Source organism: Paenibacillus monticola, assembly GCF_009664975.1.
Classification (GTDB): Bacteria; Bacillota; Bacilli; order Paenibacillales; family Paenibacillaceae; genus Paenibacillus_AQ; species Paenibacillus_AQ monticola.
Genome location: NZ_WJXB01000002.1, coordinates 708,891 through 729,194, shown reverse-complemented (window position 1 = coordinate 729,194; position 20,304 = coordinate 708,891). Strand labels below are relative to the sequence as shown.

Genomic DNA, 20,304 nt, shown 5'->3' with positions numbered 1-20,304 from the left:
TGGGCGCTATAACTGCAATCGCCTAATTTCAAACAAAGAGGGACTCCTCACTCCAGTTCCAGCATTGAGTCCAAAAAATGTCTTGAATTATAGAAAAAATTTGTGATATACGTATAAACAGACCGGTCGGTATGGAGGAGGGAGCATTACGAGAATGGATACAAAATCGATGATCATTACTATTGCGACAACTCTTTTTCAGCAAAAAGGATATTTGGGTGTGGGCTTAATTCATAGGCTTAGTGATGTTAGCGGGTCCAACACTAGGTCCAACATTAGCAGGACTTATCATAGATACATTGACATGGAATTGGATTTTCTGGGTAACCATACCGTTCCTCTTGCTTTCACTCTTCCTAGGACTCGTTTATTTACGTAATGTGAATGAGCTACGGAAGGTTTCAATTGATGTATTCTCTGTTATTCTTTCGACGATTGGATTCGGCGGTATTGTTTACGGATTTAGTGTATCGGGTGATCTGGGTTGGACAAGTATAACTGTGCTTGGATCGATCATTATTGGAATTATAGCTCTCATTCTATTTTCGATTCGTCAAACCAAAATGGAATCTCCTATGCTGAATTTAAAAGCATTTAAATATCCGCTGTTCGTGCTTGGCATTTTTATGAGTTTCATTACGTTCTTTAATATGTTGTCCATGCTTGTGATTTTACCAATGTATATGCAAGTGGCATTATTAGCTACTGCTTTTGCAACAGGTCTTATGCTTCTGCCAGGCAGCTTGCTTAACTGTATATTAGCTCCAATCATTGGCCGTCTATTTGATAAATATGGTGCGAAAGCGATTATTACACCTGGAACCATTCTGGTAGCTATAGGTTATGCCTTATACTCACAATTTGGTGCAGACACAGTTTTATGGATGATAGTGGTAACACATATTGTCATGATGTTAGGTATCGGGATGGTGCTTGCTTCGGTACAAACAAACACCTTGAATTCTCTTCCGAAACAGTATTATCCAGATGGGATTGCCTTAACTCAAACCGTTCAACAAGTAGCTGGCGCTATTGGTATTTCAGTCATGATATCGATTTTATCAGCCAAACAGAGTAGTTACTTAGCAACCGTTGCGAATGATCTGACAGATGCTACAGCAGCGGGATCATCACTGGTATTTAAGATCGGTTTATTGTTAGCGGTGATTAATGTTGTATTGTCTCTATTCATCAAAAAACCGAACAGCTTGAGTTAAATTTCTACTGTCGTTGCAGCTCTCCGTTATTTGTCCTATGATAAATATAAAAAGGGGCGCTGAGGGTGGCAAGAACAAAAGCATTTGATACGAATGAAGTATTGCATAAAGCTATGAGTGTCTTTGGGAGCCGGGGCTATGAAGGAGCCACGCTTCCGGACTTAATAACTGGGCTGGGTATTGCCCGCCAGAGTATATATGACACATACGGAACTAAGCGTGATTTATTCCTTACGGCAGTAAAATACTATATGGATCGAAAAAATTGCGACCTGCAGGAATTGATGGATCAGCCAGGAACGGTCACTGAGAAAGTAGAGCAGGCGTTTACCACGATGATCAGGGTACTCGCAGATCCTGACTTACGCCAAGAGTGTTTTATCATCAGCAGTGCAATTGAGCAGGCGACTCACGATGAGGAGTTAGCCGCCTACATGCACGCGAATACCGAACAGGTGGAGCAGGCCTTTTATACGATGCTGGAAATTGGGATGGAACAGGGTGAACTAAGCCAGGAAGTGAATATCAGAGACCTGTCCCGGTTTCTGGCGCATGAGCGTATAGCCTTGGTCTTTGCGGCGAAGCTGGGAATGGATGAACAGAAACTATTCAGCATCATGCAGATTGTGCTATCCGTTATGAAGTCGAGTGAAGGGAAATCCTAATAGTAGTTGTCCAAATAGTTGCTTATGAAATAAGGCTTGGCTGGAACCAGTTCCTATTGTCCTGAATGAAATCCTCAAGTGAACGTGGCTCTCGTCCGGTTATACGCAGCACAGTGTCTGTAACCTGGTCTTCTGATCCTTCCACGTGGATACGGTGATCCAACTCCGCCAAGAAAGCTGCATAGGGTACAGGTACACCTGCAGCAGTCAGCGCCTGCACCAGTTGTTCTTCCGTAATGGAGAGATGCTCTACGGTTAAGCCGGTAAGCTTGTGGATCAATGCGGCTACTTCAGCATAACTAAGGGATTGAGGTCCGGTTATAATATGCTCCCTGTTGTGCGGTGCTTTGTCGGTCAGCGCATGAAAGCCGACCGCGGAAATGTCTTCTGCATCCACGAAGCCTACTTTGCCGTCACCGGTAGATGTAAAGAATTGCCCTTGCTGACGCAGGGTATGCCCATGTCCGCCTTCGGTGAAATTTTGCATAAAATAAGAAGGACGCAGCACGGCCCATTCAGGCGCGTGCTCCTGCAGGTACTGATGTACGGGGCCGAAAATCGGTCCATGCTCTGACACCGATGCGCTGGACAGCAGAACGAATCGGCGAATGGACTCGTCCAGTGCTCTACGAATGAAGGGAATCATGACTTCTTCGGGATGTATATCAGTCGGGGCAACGAGATAAATTGCGCTAATGTTGTGCAAAGCCGTGTCATGGGTGGAGTCATCATACCAGTCAAAGAGTACATGGTCAGCCTGTGCTTCATTCATCTTGGATGGGCTACGTCCTGCACTTCGGAGAGAATAGTCTTGGCTTATTAGCAGTTGCGCGATACGGGAGGAAGTTTTTCCTTGTCCTCCGGTGAGCAGAATGCGAGTTGATGGTTCGGTATACATGAGAACAGCTCCTCTATAATTAATGGATTACATCATGGCTAACGGATTCCAATAGTCCTGATACCGCACAATCTTGTCGTCTCTAAGCTCTACGACAGAAATATATTGCTGTTCATAGGTCTTACCATCCGCAAGGAGTATGCCGCTTCCTTCGAACTGTGCAAAGAACACCGGAGAGTCAGCTGACACATTCACAATCGGTGTTGTGAAAGAAGTAATCGCAAGTATTTTATCCAACATTTGAAGATGCTGCTGTAGCGCAGTTTTGCCTTCTAATTGTTTTGGGGATGGATTTGGGACATAGGGAAATTCAAAAATTACATCCTCATCAAACAAATCCAGCATTGCAGCATAATCTTTACGAATAAAACGGTTTAAGAAAAGTTGTATGATTTGTTCGGCTTGTTCGGAAGACATAGCACTCATTCAGATGCCTCGCTTTCTTTGGTAGAATAGACTTCTTTAGAGAAAAGGCGAAAGGTATAAGACCAACTATACCTATTCCGGACTGAATAGTCAAATATATTCGTACTGATTGGTCCGAAAATTAATCGGAATTTATATAGCTCTTATTCAATTAAATAAAACAGCGGCAGCCATGGAATTTTTTTCTCATGGCTACCGCTGTTTCTATTCTAGGGGTCACAGCATGGCTGACGAGACACCCTATTTGCCGTGAAATCCTTGTGTAATTGCTTCGCTATTCCAAACCAATCATATCTTGAAAGGCACCGGGAAACGAATCCGCGATGACGATGGCCCCCACTGTTTTCTCATAGAAGGGGAGCGCTTCTTCGACCCAACCAATTATGCAATAGCCATAACCATCCTCATGCATCGTATACAAACATTCCAGCAGCAGCGCTTTGCCAATGCCAAGACCGCGGTATTCCTGGAGAACACCAGTCGGCCCAAAAAAATTCTTAACCACAACGTCGTGACAAGCGAAACCTATGACCTGTTTGTCCTTCACGGCGATATAGCAGTTGACTGGTAGCTGGGAAAAGGCGCACTCACATTCATTACGCCAATTTTCGCTGAAATGAGTGCCCACAAATTCAACGATGCTGTGTTTATCCGCAGTCATGGCGCGTTTAATCCTAATACCCTGAGTTTGCAGTTTGTTTAGCAGTTTCTGTTTCTCTGGCAGATTATACAGCTTGACGAGCATGTCAGGCATGATATTACCCCGTTTCCGTATCTAGAATGGCAAGGTCTGTAATGATTTCACGCAGATTAGCTTCAAATAACTCTGGTCGATAAAATCTCGACATGATAAATAGTTCGGTCATACTCGGGGGAAGTAGCTTTGCAAGTACAGTCTGCATGTTTTGTTTGGCCTTCATTAAGTCCCCATACCCGCTCTTATACTTATCCCGCAGAAAAGTAAATACTTCCTCACTATCCGGCGACAGCACTCCACGGAACAGAAAGGTCTGGAGCGGGGAACGGCGCTGTGCGGGAATTTCAAATTGAATCATGGCATCAATCAGTTCAGCAGTCAGACGGTTCTGTGTAATGGAGGGCAGAATCTGCGGAATCAATTGATAATAATCGGTTACTACATAATCATTCCACTCTTCAAGTGGCAATTCCTCTATAAGTACGCCATGGAATTGGCCTAAGAACCGTTCCAGAAAAGAATGGGTATCCGCATGGAAATTCCAGCTATGATCAGCGGCGAAAAAGGCCGGATACCGCGAGGTCTCAAATAAGCCGTACGGACTGCCTAGTGAAAAAGGACAGGCCCAATTCGTATGGATAATTCCATAGAGTTGCTCCGATTGGACCAGTTCAACCCAGTCTAGAATATTGTTAATCCGGTTGTGAATAACCGGATAGTTCTGATCACCGTTATCGTCCCAGCAACGGACGGAGGAGGCACCCATAATTTCAATACCGGCATCCTGCAGCTTATGGAGGATCTGCCGGGCATCTGCTTTCATCCGGTGCCCACCATAGATCCATACGACGACAAGCACCCTTTTGTCCAGTGCGGCAATTTCTTCGACCGTGGCGTGCATCAGCATATCATGCCAGATCATCGGTTTTTTGCCGAGACTGACCGTCTTCTCGACCAAACGGTTGACGAACCGGATGAAGGAGGCCTCACGGGTAAGTCCCGATTGGCGGCAATCCGCACAGGTTCCGAGACTCCAGACCTCGTCGCAGCCTAAGTGAAGATACTCACTGTCCGGATGAAATGAGGCCACTTCCTCCAGAATTTCAGCCATCATCTCAAAGGAACCTGCACGGTTCGGACACAGTTCGGCTACGGACTCCGGGGTTTCACGCAAACTGATGTAGGCGGGATGCTTCAGAATGTATTCCAGGTGACCGAATGACTGCTGCTTAGGGATAATAGTTATGAAATTATCGTAGGCTGTCTGCAGAAGGAGCCGATGTTCCACTTCAGTAAAGGCGAACTCGGGATGTCGCAGCAAACTTAGTTTCCTAAAAGGCAGCTTGTCCTCATATTCAACGACTAGTGTATTGATCTTGTAGCTAGACAATTCGGCTACATACTGCAGAATGAGCTCGAAAGTAGGATAAACCGTACGCAGATCCAGATAATCGCTGCGCAGTCGCAGATCTGCCCAATCTATAATCGTGAGTGCGGGAATGCTGCCGTTTCCGTTCCGCAGCAGCTGCTCCAGCGTCTTCAACCCATAGAACAGTCCTGAGGCAGACAAGGCATAAATCTCCAAGTGACTTTTATCTAGAATCAGTACATAGCCGTCATTACGACCTTGCACACGTTGTGCCATCCGCAGATTCAAGGGCAGTCCAGTGGAGACCAGTGCATAGCAGTCACCTGAAATGACGGTTTCCGTTACTTCGCCAAAGATCGAGGCAGAGAGTGCAGACAGGCGAAGGTCAGCAGAAGGCGTGTGCAGTTCAACTTGCCATGTTGGAACACCAGTGATCAGCCCAGTTTCTCGGGTTTGCACATACTGCGGCTGGGGAATTAGATTAATATTCATGGACGCCTCCCTCTCTTACAACCAGCGAACCCGGCCTTTAAAACGCTGAATGAAGCGGTTGTTCCACTCATCTCCGCCCGGCGCATTTCCGCTGCGCCATACCGGAACCTCGATCCCTTTTTCTCCTAAATAAGCTGCTGTCGTCATCATTAAGGAATTGAGTAAAAAGGCATTGGCAAAGGTGGAAGTGGAGCCCATCTTTGGTTCGATGCCATCTATCTGCAGCGCGGCATCGCCGGGCTTCACCTTGCTGTCTAAATAGTAATCGCAGACCTCATACAGATTTTGGGCGGAGGGATGGCGGGCAATATGGTCTTTAGGCGTAGCCTCAGCATGGCCAACAGAGGTTACAGCGATGGTTGTAACGCCTCTCCGCTTAGCTTCCACAGCAGCATCTATACAAGCCGTATTGATCCCATAGGCATTAGCAATGATCAGAATATCCCCTTCGCCTAATTTATTATCTTCAATGACGATCGTTCCGTAACCAGGAGTTCTTTCAATGGCCATGGATCGCAGAGCTCCATTAGAGATCATGGTGCCTTCATCTAGTATGGCACTGATATGCATCAGGCCCCCAGCGCGGAAAAATACCTCGGTAGCATTCATGTTGGAATGGCCGCCCGGTCCATATAGATAAACCAGCTTGTCCTCAGCGATATGATCTGCCAGTAAGATGGCAATCTGGTGCAGACGTTCCCGCGGTTCACTTTTGATTTCATTCAGGAGCTCAATGATAGTATCCATATAAGCGGACATGATGTCAGAATTTGCGTTCACTGTCATTCCTCCTAATTCATGTGTAACCGCCTTTCCTCTCTATAAGAGGGCAACGGTTCATGCTTAGAAGATAACAAAGCGCTTCCTTACTGTAAATCAACTATTTTGAGCAATATCGCTTCATTTTTTACCTATATTTAAGATAGTCAAAATTTTTCTAAAATGAGTCAGAAATGTGACTTATGGAAACAGGTCAGGCTTCTTATAATGAGAGTTAACATAACACAAAGGGGGGGGACGGAAACCTTGAAGATGACGCTGGCTGTACCAAAGACCCTTCAAGTTACGAAGCCTAGCAGAAAAAGAAGAAGGAAAGAAATGAGAATGGGGTATTTGTTTGTTGGCCCTATGTTGCTGGGTGTTATGATCTTCACTTTAATACCGATGATCTTCTCGTTCACTTTGAGCTTTACCAAATGGTCCTTCGTGACCGGGTTCGATAAGATTAAATTCATCGGTCTGGATAACTTTCGTGCCTTATTTCAGGATGATGTGTTTCTAAAATCGCTTGGCAATAACTTTATTATGCTGTTGGCCGTACCGATCGGGATGGTGATAGCATTGCTGCTGGCCGTTGTTATTTCGAATCATGTGTATGCGCCGGGTGCTTTCAAAGTCATCTATTTTATGCCGCAGATTTCCAGTGTAGTGGCTGTCGCTGTTGTATGGCAGGTTTTATTTCATCCTTCTTATGGACCCGTCAATGGATTTCTCTCAGCGCTCGGCATGGACAACCCCCCGAAATGGCTGGCTGATCCTAACTTTGCCCTTCCGTCGGTTATGCTGCTCATGATCTGGATTGATCTTGGTGTCTCTCTAATTATTTATAACGCCGGGCTGAAGAATATCCCCGCCGATTTGTATGAGGCCGCTACCATAGACGGCGCCTCCAAATGGGCGCAGTTTCGCTCGATTACCTTACCCTTGCTGACACCCACTACTTTTTTTCTACTAGTGACTGGCATTATCGGCAATTTCAAATCCTTTGCGCTGATTAAGGTGCTGACAGACGGGGGTCCTGCTCATTCAACGTCTGTAGTGGTCTACGATATGTACCAGACAGCTTTTGTCGATCTGCAGACCGGCTATGCTTCATCCATGGTCATGATCCTGTTCCTCTGCTTGCTTGCCATTACAGCGTTACAGTGGATCGGCCAGAAGTTTTGGGTGAATTACTAAACCTAAGCTTACAACATTGTTAGGGGGGACAAGGGTGAATACTGGACGAATCGATTGGGTGAAAGCCATAATTACGATAATCATGGCGCTGCTCGGCGTCGTGTTTCTACTACCGTTTCTCTGGATGCTCTCTGCTTCATTCAAGCCAGAGACTGATGTATTCAAGTATCCCATCGAGTGGATTCCAAGAACCTGGAGAGCTGGCTTCAATTACGAATCCGTCTGGTTCGGGAAGGCGAACTTTGCGCTCTATTACTGGAACTCGATTAAAGTAACCTTGTTAACTACACTTTTATCGGTAGTTGTATCCAGCATGGCAGCTTACGGTTTCACCAAAATACATTTTCGCGGCCGTAATACGCTGTTCGCAATTGTACTAGCCACCTACATGATTCCTTCGGAAGCGACCTTGGTGCCGTTGTTCATCATGTTTCGTTCGGCGGGCTTGTATGATACACACCTTGGCTTAATCCTGCTCGGTGGGTTCAGTGTGCTGGGTACCTTTTTACTTCGACAATTCTTCGCTTCACTATCTGATGAATACATTGAATCCGCGCAGATCGATGGAGGAGGACACATCAGGATCTTCACCTCAATCCTGCTTCCGCTCGTTCGTCCAGCCATCGCTACCTATGCCATTTTGCGGTTCATCTGGACCTGGAATGACTTTCAGACGCCGCTGGTATTTCTAAACAGTAAATCCCTATTCACATTACAGCTTGGAATGAATGCTTTTGCAGATCGCAATGGAGCCTTTTATTCCCTAATTATGGCTGCTTCTGTCTCCGCCATCGTACCGCTGCTGATTATATTTATTGTGGGTCAGAAGCAAGTCATCGATGGAATAGCCATGGGGGGGGTGAAGGGATGATGAAGAGATGTTGTAGTCCAAATGCCCGGTAAGCCGAAGTATATAATGAGGAGAAGAAGGTGAACTGTAGGGTCGCAGCTTTAGCATGGGAGAATATCAACTATAAGGGGTGTTATTAATGAAGAAGAATATGTTTATGCTCGTATTGATTAGCGTGCTTCTTGTCGTCTTGGCAGGCTGTGGAAATTCGGCATCCAATACCAATAATGCTTCCCCCAATAGCAGCGCTAGTAGCGAACCAGAGGCGACTGGAGAATCTCCAGCTACTGCAGAACCCGTGACAATCAAGGTGGCACATTGGTCACCAGAGGCGGATATTACACCCATTTTGGAGGCCTATGAAGCACAGCATCCAAACGTCACACTAGAGTATGTTGAACTCTCTGACAGCGGTGATTCGGTGGCGGGGATGAAGAAGCTGGATCTGCTTGTCGCTTCCGGCGAAGATCTGGATGTGGCATTTATGCCTGGAGCAACGGATTACTCGCAGCGCGCTGGACTCGGCCTGATGACTCCCCTGAATGACCTGATCGCTAAAGAAGGCATTACCTTGTCAGACGAATATTCGATAGATCCTACTATAGACGGCAATATCTATGCACTCCCCGATACGCTGGAGAATTATTTTGTCCTCTTGAATAAAGATAAGCTGGATGCGGCCGGGTTAGCGGTTCCAACCGAATGGACTTGGGAAGAATATCTCGAATATGCGAAGAAACTGACCAGCGGATCAGGACCTTCCAAGACGTATGGCACTTATTTTCACACTTGGGCAATGTACTGGGAACTGGCGCTCATTAACCAAGCGAAGAACAATAATCTGGTTAATGAGGGTACGGTAAATATTGATAGTCCCGAAATCCGGCAATCGCTGGAGCTGCGTTCGAAAGCTGAACAGGATCAAATCGCGGTACCTTATGCCGACACGATTTCCCAGAAACTTGCTTACCGCTCAGAATACTTCACCCAACATGCTGCGATGATCGTTACGGGGAACTGGATGATCGGTTCAGCCGGCGGCTCGGAGGAGTTCCCAGCTACGTTTACGACCGCGTTCGCTCCGATGCCATCGAATGCAAGTGGACAACCGTCGGGTGTCAGTATTGCAAATGGCAACTATGTAGGTATTCTGGATAAAACTAAACATCAGCAAGAGGCGTACGATTTCATTCGCTGGTATTCTACAGAAGGTGAACAAATGCAAAATGTATACTCCGCATGGAAAAAGCAGGATGTAGATAAATTCATCGCCAGCGTCAAAGAAACGGCCCTTAGCCCTGATAAAATTGATGCCGATTCTCTTGCTTTTGTAATCAAGAATGCTCTCCCGGCACCGCTTAGTGTTCCGCCTACCTATCAAGGGGAACTGGAAGAAGCTTTTACTAAAGAAACAGAATTGTACATCCTTAAGCAACAGGATTTGGAAACGACGATAAAGAACGCACAACAAGGGCTACAAAAAATTGTGGATGCGAATAAGTGAGTAAGAAACAATAACGATATTTGTCGAATACAGCGGCGAATGGATATTCTACAAGGCGGAAAGCTGATATGATAGAGACAACGACCCAGAAGTTAGGGGAGTGACTCCGCCAAGCCTGCAAGAGGTCCTATGCGGCCGTGTCGGCAAAAACGGAGAAAACTCCCTTTCTCTTTTAGATGGTGAAGGGAGGAATGCCGGTGCTTCCAAGACGCTGGAAACTCGGTTTTCGTAATAAGCTTCTCGTGGCTGCGCTACTCTGTCTGTTCGTTCCCGCCTCTATTACCCTTTACATCGAAAACTCCTATACCGAGCATATTCTTCGCTCCCAGGTCATCAAGAACGAGCACCGATCTCTGGAACAGGAGAGTATGTATATCTCCAATCTGCTAAGTAATATGGTACTCGTCTCGAATTATATTCAATTTGATTCCGGCATTAATCTCATTCTGAAAGAGAATTGGCAGCGCAGCAAGCTGCATCAATTCGATCCCGTAAACAGTCTGTTGGAGTTCAAGGAAGTTACCAAGAAACTCGAAAATGTCACCACCATGATGGAAAAAACCTATGTCACCGTTCTGACTTCGGACGGGCAATCGTTCACGAATTACTCCTATGCTGACTTTGACGTCAATGCACTGCTTCACCAGCCCTGGATGGACAAGGTGCGGGAGCAATCAGCTTTTGTTCTGTACTGGGCAGGGGTTCTGGATAATTATATCCCTGCAGAAACGCGCAACAGTCCTCAGGTGTTAACGATAGCCCGCAATCTGAAGTTATCTTCGAACACGACCTATGCTTATATAGTTGTCAGTATTGCCGAAAGCCGGATCAGCCAGATCTTTAGTGGTGATCAGCGCGGGCAGCAGACGTTGTTAATCGGACCTGACGGAATGGTTATGGCTTCACAGGATAAAACTCTGCTTGGACAACCCTTTGCGTTGGCGAAAGAACTGGAGAGTAGCGGGGATACGGGTTTTATCAGCTATCAGGATGAACAATATTTACTCAGTAGCGAAGAGCTTCCTTATGGGGGTTATCGGATCGTCAGTACAGTGCCTTATCGCGAAGCGGTCAAACAAATTAGTGCGACACGTCGCTGGAGTTCGGGCGTTCAGATTGTACTGGGGGCTTTTTTTCTATTAATTCTAGTAGCGTTGGTCCGTCAATTTACGAAGCCGGTGATTCGGCTCGACATGGTAGCAGCACGTGTGGAAAAGGGTGAGCTTGGCATTCGTTCCGGTATTCGTGGATATGATGAAATCGGACGACTCGGCAAGTCTTTTGACCATATGCTGGATCGGGTAGAGAAAATGATTATTCAGATCAAGGTCGAGCAGTCGCAGAAGCGTAAAGCGGAGCTGGCTATGCTGCAATCACAGATTAACCCGCATTTTCTGTTCAATATTCTCAATTCCATTCGCCTGCGCATCATGATGAAGGGGGACGAAGAGAACGCGGAGCTATTGTTCGCCTTATCCAAGCTCTTACGCATGACTATCCAGCAGCGCGATGAATACACCACATTGCATGATGAACTGCATATTATCAGCAGCTACGTAGAATTATTGAATTTCCGTCAGGCTGGTGAGGTGAAGCTGGAAACGGAATGTACTTCGGCAAGTCTTAGCGTCATTATTCCGCGATTTTTGTTGCAGCCAGTCATTGAGAACGCTTATATTCACGGGCTGCATCAAGAGAGCGGTACGCTCCGTATTCGGACTTGGAATATGGACCATCAATTATCGATTCAGATTGAGGATGATGGTCAGGGGATGGATGAAGCAACCTTACTTAGGCTTCGGACTGAAATGGCCTCAACCGGGCATACAGCTGACGAGGCGATGTTAAATAGCCGTCTTGCCCATATTGGGCTTTCCAATGTATATGAACGTCTTTATCTAACCTATGGCACCTCCTTTCAAGTAAGTATTGACAGTGTACCTGGGGGAGGCACCACTTTTCTGTTTGTACTTCCGGATGAAATCCAGAGTCAAGGTTATGAAAGGGAAAGTGGAGACGATGTATAGCGTGATGTTGGTAGACGATGATTACCCCGTTCTGGAATTTCTCTCGGCCATGATTCCATGGACTGAATTGGGACTTACACCTCATTCCGTCTGCAAGAATGGACGGATTGCGCTGGAGAAGGCGCAGGAAAGTATGCCGGACATTGTGATTACAGATATCGGGATGCCTTATATGGATGGAATTGAATTGATACGTGAGCTTAGGCAGTTGGACGGAGACCCGCGTGTGGTCGTATTATCCTGCATGGATGATTTCACCTATGCGCAGCAGGCCGTGAAACTGATGGTCAATGACTATATTCTGAAAGAAACCATCAGCAAGGAGATGATAGTTAACCTGCTGCAGGGAATCAGCCATGATTTGATGCGCAGGGATGAAGAGGCGGCGCAAACACTCAAATGGAAGGGGATGGCTGAGAATCAAAAAGCATTGCTGAAGCAAAGTGTGTTGCAGCGAGTCGCTAATAAGGAAATCCCTTACACGGAGTGGAGAGTGGATGCGGAGGAGCTCGGCCTCACTCTGGAGCAATCAGGGAGTATTGCCGTGCTCTGCCGGATCGTTGGGTATGAAGAGGAGAATGGAAGGCAGGGAGATCTTAGCATCCTTCAGCTCCTTGAAGCAGCCATTGCTGATGTGTTTCAGAACAGTGGTGGTACAGTATGTTTGCCGCATGGTCCCCGGGATGTTGTGCTTGTGTTTCCTTATGACAACATACTTGGTGATGATTCTACACAGGTAGCTAAGCTTGGAAAGCTGCGGGCTGTTCTTCAACAATCACCTGATGTAATCGTCTCTTTTCAGTATTTGCGTATTCCTGCAGGGATAGAGTCATTCCGAGAGGGCATTGGCCATTTATTGTCTGTGGGCTCAGAGAATGCTTTCTATCTGCAAGACGGTGATATTCTTAATCTGTTGCAGGTTCATCCCTTCACAGAAGAAGATTTATTCCTGCATTACCCCGAGGCAGCTCAGGAAATCCGTGAGGCGTTCCTCGAAGAATCGGCAGATCGCCTGAATGAGCTTCTGGAGAAGTGGATGCTCTTTGTCCGTGAGCGACGCTTCACTCCCCGGCTGGTCAAGGATTGGACACTCAAGCTGTTGTATGACAATCAGATGCGACTGCAGGCCCGCCAACAGTTCCAATCTACCTTCTCATTGGAGATTCTGCACGATACCATCGCCAGTATTGATCATATCCATACACTCGAAGGCTGGGCCGTTCGTTTTTTCCAGGAGCGTCTACCTTTTATTCGTGAAATTTACCAGCAAACACGCCGGGAAGAGATCAAGAAGGTTAAGCTCTACGTCGATCGGCATCTGAATAAAAAGATTACGCTGGAGGAAGTTGCCGAATATACTCATTTAAATTCCAGTTATTTCAGCCGTTTATTCAAAAAAGAAACCGGGATGAGCTTTATCCACTATGTGACGCATACCAAGATGGAGCATGCCAAGGAGCTGCTTGACCAGTCCACCAAAAGCGTAGAGTATGTTGCCGAACAACTCGGCTATGAGAACAAGAGTTATTTCACTAAATTGTTCAAAATCCATACCGGTTCTACCCCCGGTGAGTTTCGTGGAGAATAAAGGGAGGCACTGCTTATGATCAAAGATACAGCTATCCATACTGAAATGGCCGATTCACTGCTAGTGCGCGTTTATGCGAATAGACAGGCGCTCGGCGAAGTTGCTGGAATGGAAGCCGCGATCGCCATTCGGGCGTTGTTAGCCTCCAAAAGAAATGTCAGAATTATTTTTGCTGCTGCACCTTCACAAAATGAGTTTCTTGACACGCTCGCGCTTGCCCCGGACATCGATTGGACAAGAATCACCGCCTTCCATATGGATGAATACATCGGTCTACCGACAGGAGCACCACAGTTGTTTGGTACCTATCTGCGGGAGCGATTGTTCAATAGGGTTCAGCCTGGTGTAGTGCATTATATCCAGCCCGACGGGGATCTCAATGGGGAATGTATGCGTTACGGCGAATTGCTGGCCGAAGCGCCTATTGATATAGTCTGTCTGGGCATCGGAGAGAATGGACATCTGGCCTTTAATGATCCGCCTGTAGCTGATTTTCATGATCCCTTGCTAGTAAAGGCTGTGACGCTTGATTCTGCCTGTCGGGAGCAGCAGGTGAATGACGGATGTTTTGCAACGCTAGACTCGGTTCCCTTGCAAGCGTTGACGCTGACGATCCCCACACTGCTATCAGCTAAATGGCTGTTCTGCATGGTGCCTGGCAGCTCGAAACAAAATGCGATAGCCCGTACACTACGTGATCCGATCTCCACGGATTGCCCTTCTACTATTCTGCGTACTCATGCGGACTGCAGGTTATTTATAGACACGGATTCGTATGGGAGCTCAGATTCGGATTGACATCTAACTAGCAACAGCGTAACGCTTGAAAGCCAAGCGTTACGCTGTTGTGCGCCTTAATAAAAGGTAACCTCATTCTTGAGGTTTATATAATATAGGCAGCTCCTTCATCTACTCGGAAGTGGGATTTTTTGACGTTCCTTCAGAAGACAAGAGGTGTCCTCCAAAGCCATTGGCTAGCAGGGCATCTTTTTACTATATTGAGAAGGAGATGTTGTTGTAGGCTGTTCACAAATTGAATACATAATATTTACGTTTTTCATACAAAACTGTGCAGAGTATTTAATATCCGGCTTCTACAATCAAGGTAATGGTAGAAAGTACCTATTGTATTTTGAGAACTTATATGGAGGATGATACGTTTGAAGGTTAACTTCTTACACCTTTCTATGAAATGGAAGCTGATATTAAGCTTCGCTGCTGTCACTCTCTTTTTCATGGGAGTGGCCATTTACCAGGGTCATAAAATAAATCAGGTTGAAGTTTCGATGGAAACGCAAAAGGCGGAGATGGAAAAAAGAATTACCGTTTCCACGATTACTCAGCTACTGCAGGAATTGAATAGTGTAGAAACCTCGCTTGCTGAATCCAGTGATCTGGAGTTCGCCGATTCGTTCAAGGACAAGCAAAAGCAGCTGGTTACGGAGCTGAGCAAATTGGGATTTGAGGAGAATTCGTCAGAGTCCAAGGAGTTGGAACTTTTGCGAAGTCAGGTTGGAGAATATACAGGATTTTTTGACACATTAGTTAAGACCATGGAAGATGAGAATCTGGACCCGATGACCGTTCTGGAACAAATTGACGATGTACATACAAAGGCATTGGCTTTGAATACAGCTATGCTAAAGACCAACGAGCAATTATATACCGCGGCAGCGGAGAACGCCCAGCAAGCGCAGGATTATTCCTTTCTACTCTTAAATCGTACATCCTCAGTTGTAGTATACGCAGCGGGGTTCGTATTTCTGTTCACACTTATTATTGCCTGGATGCTGATCCGTTCCTTTCTTTCTCCAGTCAAAAAACTACAAGCGGCGCTGCTCAAAATTTCCGAAGGCGATTTGCGCCAGCAGATCAATTCACCGTATAACGATGAATTAGGTACGCTCAGTCATCATTTTGACCATATGGTGGAGCGGGTACGTGCCATGCTTCAACAAACGCAGACCGTTGCTTCATCGCTGGCCTCGTACTCGGACTCTTTTCAACAATCCTCATCCATTACCGCTCATACCAATCTGGATATTGTAAGGACGATACAGGAGATTTCCGTTGGCGCAGAGCAGCAGGCTGGACAATCCGAACAAAGTGCGATTCTGATTCAGCAACTCGAACGGGAAGTCAATGAGATTACCGAGTATACTGAAGTGATGCTATTGACCAGCAAAACAGCCAATCATAACACTCGCCAAGGATCTGCGGCCGTTATCGCCTTGCGTGAGGTATCAGAGCAATCCAGTCAATCCGTAGACAAAGTTTATAATGCTCTGAATAAGCTGGTAGGGCAATCCAAGGATATCTCCAGAATTACAAATTCGATTACGGAAATCTCACAGCAGACGAATATTCTGTCTCTGAACGCTGCGATTGAAGCGGCACGGGCAGGAACCTACGGCAAAGGGTTTGCTGTGATTGCGGATGAGGTCAGACAATTGTCAGACCAAACGAAGAATTCAACGGTGCATATCAGCAAGATTATCAGTGAATTGCAGGAAGGCATGGCTGAATTCCAGAGCAATATGCTGGAGACGAAAGAGAATTTGGAAGAGCAGGAGCATAAGGTGGCCGAGACCCTTTCATCTTTTGCTGCGATCGACCATTCCATTGCCGAGATAAGCAAGCAGATCGGACAAATTCACGATAAAGTGGATATGACCCAGACGATGAATACGAAGCTTGCCGAGTCCGTTCATTCCGTTGCTGCCATTGCTGAGGAGACGGCGGCGGGAGTTCAAGAGGTCAACGCCTCCAGTATGCAGCAGGATAACGCTATTCGCGATATTGCCCGACAAGCCGTGGAAATCAATGAAATTTCACAAAAATTGTTCCAGGAAATCAATATATTCAAGATTAGTGAGGATACAGAAGTAGAGCTAACAGTCGAAGCTGCTTCCAGTTCGAACCCTGTTGAGCTGCAGGAGGCGGATACGGTTGCCATTGAACCCTTTGAACCCACTGAACCCACTGTCGCACAGCCCACTGTCGTTCAACCCGCTGGCGAGGCCCCTTCCGTAGAGAAGGCAGCAGAAAAGACAGCAGAGAAGGCAGTTGAAAAGGAAGTTGAACGGGAATATGCAGAAGCAACAGCCTAATCGATAGGACATTAAGCAGCGAACCTCATCTCGATTTCGGTGCCACTGCGTCCTGCTGCTGTGAATCCGCTACGCTGTGGTGCTTGCAAGTACCCAATAGAAGCAATATTCTTGTCTGCTTCTTCCAGCCAGATCAGCTCGAGCAATGCAGGAATCTGCCCCTCCTCATAGGCAAAAGCCAGAGCTTTCAAGTAAGCGCGGAATCCTGCTTCAAGTGGTATAGGAGGTCCATCTGCTGTAAGCTCTTCTCTGACAATCGGCAATGCTTGCCGAGCCCGATGAAGGGCAGCTTTTACAGCACCCTCTGTAGTCTTCAATAGTTCAGCTGTCTCCATAGCAGAATATCCAAGGACATCACGCAATAGGAAAACGGATCTTTGCAGCGGAGACAAATGGTTGAGCAAAGCTTGGAAGGCGATTTCGGTTTCCAAAGGAACGATATTTGCTGCTGCGGTCTTCTCGGGCTGCTGCTGCTCCAGAAGCCGGAAGTAGAGGGTTTTTCTCCGCGTGATGTCAATCCAGGTGTTCTTGGCAATCCGCAGCAGCAGAGCTTCCACATTCGGATTCTCGGAGATATTCTGCGTCCCGAACACTTTTATCCAGGTATCCTGTGCCAGATCCTCAGCATCCCAGCTGGAGCCGGTCAATGAGCGGCAATACCGGTTCAGGGTAGCCTGCAGTGTCTTCATACGATGCTCATCCAGCTTATTTTCAATGTTAGTTTCATCAAGAATTATCAATGTATCAATCTCCTTTACGGTGATTTCTTCTCTATTACTGCCTACTGTATAAACGAACGAAGAGTTGTAATGGATACGCGCTCTCCGCAAATTATTTAAGAATATGTCCTGCGTATCTTTTGTACTCCTTAGACCGTTTACAGGGTAAGAATGCAGAATTCACCTATAGGAGGCAATATACAATGAGTATTATTCCTTATGTTATTGAGCAGACCCGTCAAGGCGAACGATCGTACGATATTTATTCCAGGCTGTTGAAAGACCGGATTGTATTCGTGGGAGCAGCCATTGATGATCAACTGGCTAACAGTATTATTGCCCAGCTGCTATTCCTGGCGGCGGAAGAGCCGGATAAAGAAATTCATATGTATATCAATAGTCCGGGAGGCTCCACGACTGCAGGCTTTGGCATATATGATACGATGCAGTTGATTAAACCGCAAGTGAACACGATCTGTACAGGTTTTGCAGCTTCCTTCGCTTCACTGCTATTGTTGGCTGGAGCGAAAGGCCTGCGCTATGCACTGCCTAACAGCGAGATTATGATTCATCAGCCGCACGGTGGCGCGCAGGGGCAGGCTAGTGATATTGCCATCAGCGCAAGGCGGATTCTGCAGGTGCGGGCCAAGATAGTCCAGATTACTGCGGAACGAACAGGGCAGTTGGAAGAGAAAGTGGAGAAAGATATGGATCGGGATTATTTCATGTCTGCCCAGGATGCACTGGAATATGGAATAATCGACAAGATCATCACGAAAATGTAGTGCAAAAAGAAACCTCTCCTGTCAAATGGCTGCTCTTGCTTCCATTTTACAAAGGAGAGGTTTCTTTGGTATTTCGGTGTTCGGATGCAGTTACTTGTCTTTCGCTTCATCCTTCGCCAAATCCGGCAACTGTAAAATATAACTATTGGACATATTCAGCAGCCGATCTACAGCGTTAAATTGTGCCTCTGTAGAACCGCCTTTGGTGATAGAGTTGTCAATCAGGTTGTAGTTGGTTCCATCCTCGTACGAAACACCGGTCAAGTACATGCTCGTATCGTTGACGAAGGACCCGCTAGGCAGAAAGTGTCTAATAGGAAGCAGATTGGTATGCTGGTTCAGAAGGTCTTCACCGAAATGGAGCTGGTCCTTGACGGAAATCCCTAATAAATTTGCCACCGTTGGTAAGATGTCGATATGTCCACCCGTTTGGCTGAATACAGCAGGTTGAACGGCACCTGGAGCATGGACCACGAATGGTATGTTGAACATGTCGGTATACCCATACTCACGGCCAACCATTTCTTTCATCAGATCTTTTTCATCGCCACTAAGGGAATAGAGCGGCAAGCCTTGATGATCACCATAAAATGCAATCACACTGTCGTCCCATAATCCGTTACTTTTCAAACCGTCCAGAAATTGTCCCATTGCATAATCGGCATAATTCTGGGCTTGAATATAGTCGCCGACCAAGGTGCCTTCATAGCGCTCAGGCAGCTTTATTTTGAATTTGGACTCTGGTAGCCGGTAAGGATGATGCGCACTCATGGAGATGACCATGGCATAGAAGGGATCAGCCTGGGCATCTAATTTAGCGAGCTCGGGAACCGTCTTGGCAAACAGCACCTCGTCAGAAGAGCCAAAAGCGATATGATCGTCATCGCCATAGAAGGACTGGTCATAATATTTGTCAAAACCAATAGCTTTATAAAGGGCCACACGGTTCCAGAACTCTACGCTGTTTGTGTGGAACGTAGCTGTTTGATAACCATTCGCTTGCATCAATTTCGGCAGGCTGGGCAGCGCTTTATCCATATACTTGGAAGAGGTTGCCGCCTCATGATGTGGAACATAGAGTGAAGTATTTACCACAAATTCTGCATCTGAGGTGGTTCCCTGTCCGGCATTTGAATAGAAGTTATCGAAATAATATTCATTCTTAACCAGCTTATTCATATTCGGGGTAATTTCCTGCCCGTCAATGGTAAGGCCAATCAGGAAGTTCTGGAACGATTCCATTTGTACTATAATCAGGTTCTTGCCTTTGTCGGCTTCCCAGTATAGTGGAGACTCAGGCTCAGTGATCCCTTTAAGTTCATTGACAGAACTCTGGGAGATATCCTTGCTATCGATGATCTCTTCATCTTCAGTACTATCAGCAAAGATGGTATATACCTCGTAACTCAGCAGGCCCATGCTTTCCGCTTTTTTATTCTCATTCATACTGGCATGATTAGGCCAAATATTAAACATGCAGAGCGCGAACGATATGCTGATAATCCCGAACAAAGCAGGACGATTCATATGGCGGTTGATGCCACGTTCTTTCCAGGTAGCAATATATTTGGGGCGGAACATGTAACACATAAAGACAACAATATCGACGAAAATAAATAGATAATAGGGATCTAGCAGAGAATAGGTGCTTTCTCCAACTTGGGTAACTTTACCAGCTTGCTCCAAGGCATGATAGGTAACGATGACGCCGTAATATTTGTAATACATGAGGACAGCAAAATAAATCAGAGTAATAAAAAGGTTGGCGATCATGTAATACAGAAACTTACGCTTGGAGGCCATCCATTCAATTAAGCCAAACACGACAATGAAGAATGGAATCTCCGTAAGCAGCATGCTCCATGTGGGACCATCGCTAAAGACGACGAACCAGGCCACAGCACTCTTCAGCAACAGAATAAAGCTAAATACTAGAATAGGTTTGTTTCTTATATCGAATCTTTGTTTCATAAAATTTTCCATCCTCCTTTGCGCTAA

Annotated in this window: 17 protein-coding genes; 10 read left to right on the top strand and 7 right to left on the bottom strand. The window is 46.3% G+C overall.

What is annotated here, in order from left to right:
- The first annotated feature begins 245 nt into the window (after positions 1-245).
- Together GJB61_RS07825 and GJB61_RS07820 are read left to right on the top strand one after the other, a co-directional pair.
- A complete protein-coding gene (locus GJB61_RS07825) occupies positions 246-1,217 on the top strand; it encodes an MFS transporter (protein ID WP_229521568.1) in 972 nt (323 codons plus the stop codon).
- A 65-nt stretch (positions 1,218-1,282) separates the two neighbouring features.
- Positions 1,283-1,882 carry a TetR family transcriptional regulator gene (locus tag GJB61_RS07820; protein WP_154117902.1) on the top strand — a complete coding sequence of 200 codons (600 nt, stop codon included), beginning with the start codon at positions 1,283-1,285 and terminating at the stop codon, positions 1,880-1,882.
- Positions 1,883-1,904: 22 nt separating this feature from the next.
- On the opposite strand, the gene GJB61_RS07815 is transcribed toward GJB61_RS07820, so the two are convergent.
- The 5 genes from GJB61_RS07815 to GJB61_RS07795 form a co-directional block, all read right to left on the bottom strand.
- Entirely contained in the window at positions 1,905-2,780 is an 876-nt protein-coding gene (locus GJB61_RS07815) for an NmrA family NAD(P)-binding protein (RefSeq protein WP_154117901.1), read from the bottom strand.
- Between the two features lie 27 nt (positions 2,781-2,807).
- Positions 2,808-3,206: a nuclear transport factor 2 family protein gene (locus GJB61_RS07810; RefSeq protein WP_154117900.1), complete on the bottom strand. Its 399-nt coding sequence runs from the start codon at positions 3,204-3,206 to the stop codon at positions 2,808-2,810.
- Between the two features lie 274 nt (positions 3,207-3,480).
- Positions 3,481-3,960 (bottom strand): GNAT family N-acetyltransferase, encoded by a 480-nt coding sequence (locus tag GJB61_RS07805; RefSeq protein ID WP_154117899.1) that lies wholly within the window; start codon positions 3,958-3,960, stop codon positions 3,481-3,483.
- A gap of 4 nt (positions 3,961-3,964) precedes the next feature.
- Positions 3,965-5,764, bottom strand: coding sequence for a glycoside hydrolase family 20 zincin-like fold domain-containing protein (locus GJB61_RS07800; protein WP_154117898.1), 1,800 nt, complete (start codon positions 5,762-5,764; stop codon positions 3,965-3,967).
- Between the two features lie 15 nt (positions 5,765-5,779).
- Entirely contained in the window at positions 5,780-6,544 is a 765-nt protein-coding gene (locus tag GJB61_RS07795) for a sugar isomerase domain-containing protein (protein ID WP_338115704.1), read from the bottom strand.
- Positions 6,545-6,796: 252 nt separating this feature from the next.
- On the opposite strand from GJB61_RS07795, the gene GJB61_RS07790 reads away from it, so the two are divergent.
- The 7 genes from GJB61_RS07790 to GJB61_RS07760 all read left to right on the top strand — a co-directional run bounded on the left by GJB61_RS07790 (position 6,797) and on the right by GJB61_RS07760 (position 16,802).
- Positions 6,797-7,723 (top strand): carbohydrate ABC transporter permease, encoded by a 927-nt coding sequence (locus GJB61_RS07790; protein WP_229521565.1) that lies wholly within the window; start codon positions 6,797-6,799, stop codon positions 7,721-7,723.
- Between the two features lie 82 nt (positions 7,724-7,805).
- Positions 7,806-8,594 carry a carbohydrate ABC transporter permease gene (locus GJB61_RS07785; RefSeq protein ID WP_154118180.1) on the top strand — a complete coding sequence of 263 codons (789 nt, stop codon included), beginning with the start codon at positions 7,806-7,808 and terminating at the stop codon, positions 8,592-8,594.
- 118 nt (positions 8,595-8,712) lie between these two features.
- Positions 8,713-10,077 (top strand): ABC transporter substrate-binding protein, encoded by a 1,365-nt coding sequence (locus GJB61_RS07780; protein ID WP_154117897.1) that lies wholly within the window; start codon positions 8,713-8,715, stop codon positions 10,075-10,077.
- A 197-nt stretch (positions 10,078-10,274) separates the two neighbouring features.
- On the top strand, positions 10,275-12,104 hold the full coding sequence (locus GJB61_RS32360) for a histidine kinase (RefSeq protein WP_195724272.1): 1,830 nt from the start codon (positions 10,275-10,277) through the stop codon (positions 12,102-12,104).
- Positions 12,055-13,692: a response regulator transcription factor gene (locus GJB61_RS07770; protein ID WP_195724271.1), complete on the top strand. Its 1,638-nt coding sequence runs from the start codon at positions 12,055-12,057 to the stop codon at positions 13,690-13,692. Before GJB61_RS32360 ends, GJB61_RS07770 begins: the two co-directional genes overlap by 50 nt.
- A 15-nt stretch (positions 13,693-13,707) precedes the next feature.
- Positions 13,708-14,490, top strand: coding sequence for a glucosamine-6-phosphate deaminase (locus GJB61_RS07765; RefSeq protein WP_154117894.1), 783 nt, complete (start codon positions 13,708-13,710; stop codon positions 14,488-14,490).
- Positions 14,491-14,879: 389 nt separating this feature from the next.
- Positions 14,880-16,802 carry a methyl-accepting chemotaxis protein gene (locus tag GJB61_RS07760; protein WP_195724270.1) on the top strand — a complete coding sequence of 641 codons (1,923 nt, stop codon included), beginning with the start codon at positions 14,880-14,882 and terminating at the stop codon, positions 16,800-16,802.
- Between the two features lie 11 nt (positions 16,803-16,813).
- On the opposite strand, the gene GJB61_RS07755 is transcribed toward GJB61_RS07760, so the two are convergent.
- Positions 16,814-17,542: an RNA polymerase sigma factor gene (locus tag GJB61_RS07755; protein WP_154117892.1), complete on the bottom strand. Its 729-nt coding sequence runs from the start codon at positions 17,540-17,542 to the stop codon at positions 16,814-16,816.
- A 182-nt stretch (positions 17,543-17,724) separates the two neighbouring features.
- On the opposite strand from GJB61_RS07755, the gene GJB61_RS07750 reads away from it, so the two are divergent.
- Positions 17,725-18,306, top strand: a complete 582-nt coding sequence (locus tag GJB61_RS07750) for an ATP-dependent Clp protease proteolytic subunit (RefSeq protein ID WP_154117891.1) — start codon at positions 17,725-17,727, stop codon at positions 18,304-18,306.
- A gap of 90 nt (positions 18,307-18,396) precedes the next feature.
- Here GJB61_RS07750 and GJB61_RS07745 read toward each other — a convergent pair whose 3' ends face one another.
- Positions 18,397-20,277, bottom strand: coding sequence for an LTA synthase family protein (locus tag GJB61_RS07745; RefSeq protein WP_154117890.1), 1,881 nt, complete (start codon positions 20,275-20,277; stop codon positions 18,397-18,399).
- Positions 20,278-20,304 lie beyond the last annotated feature (27 nt).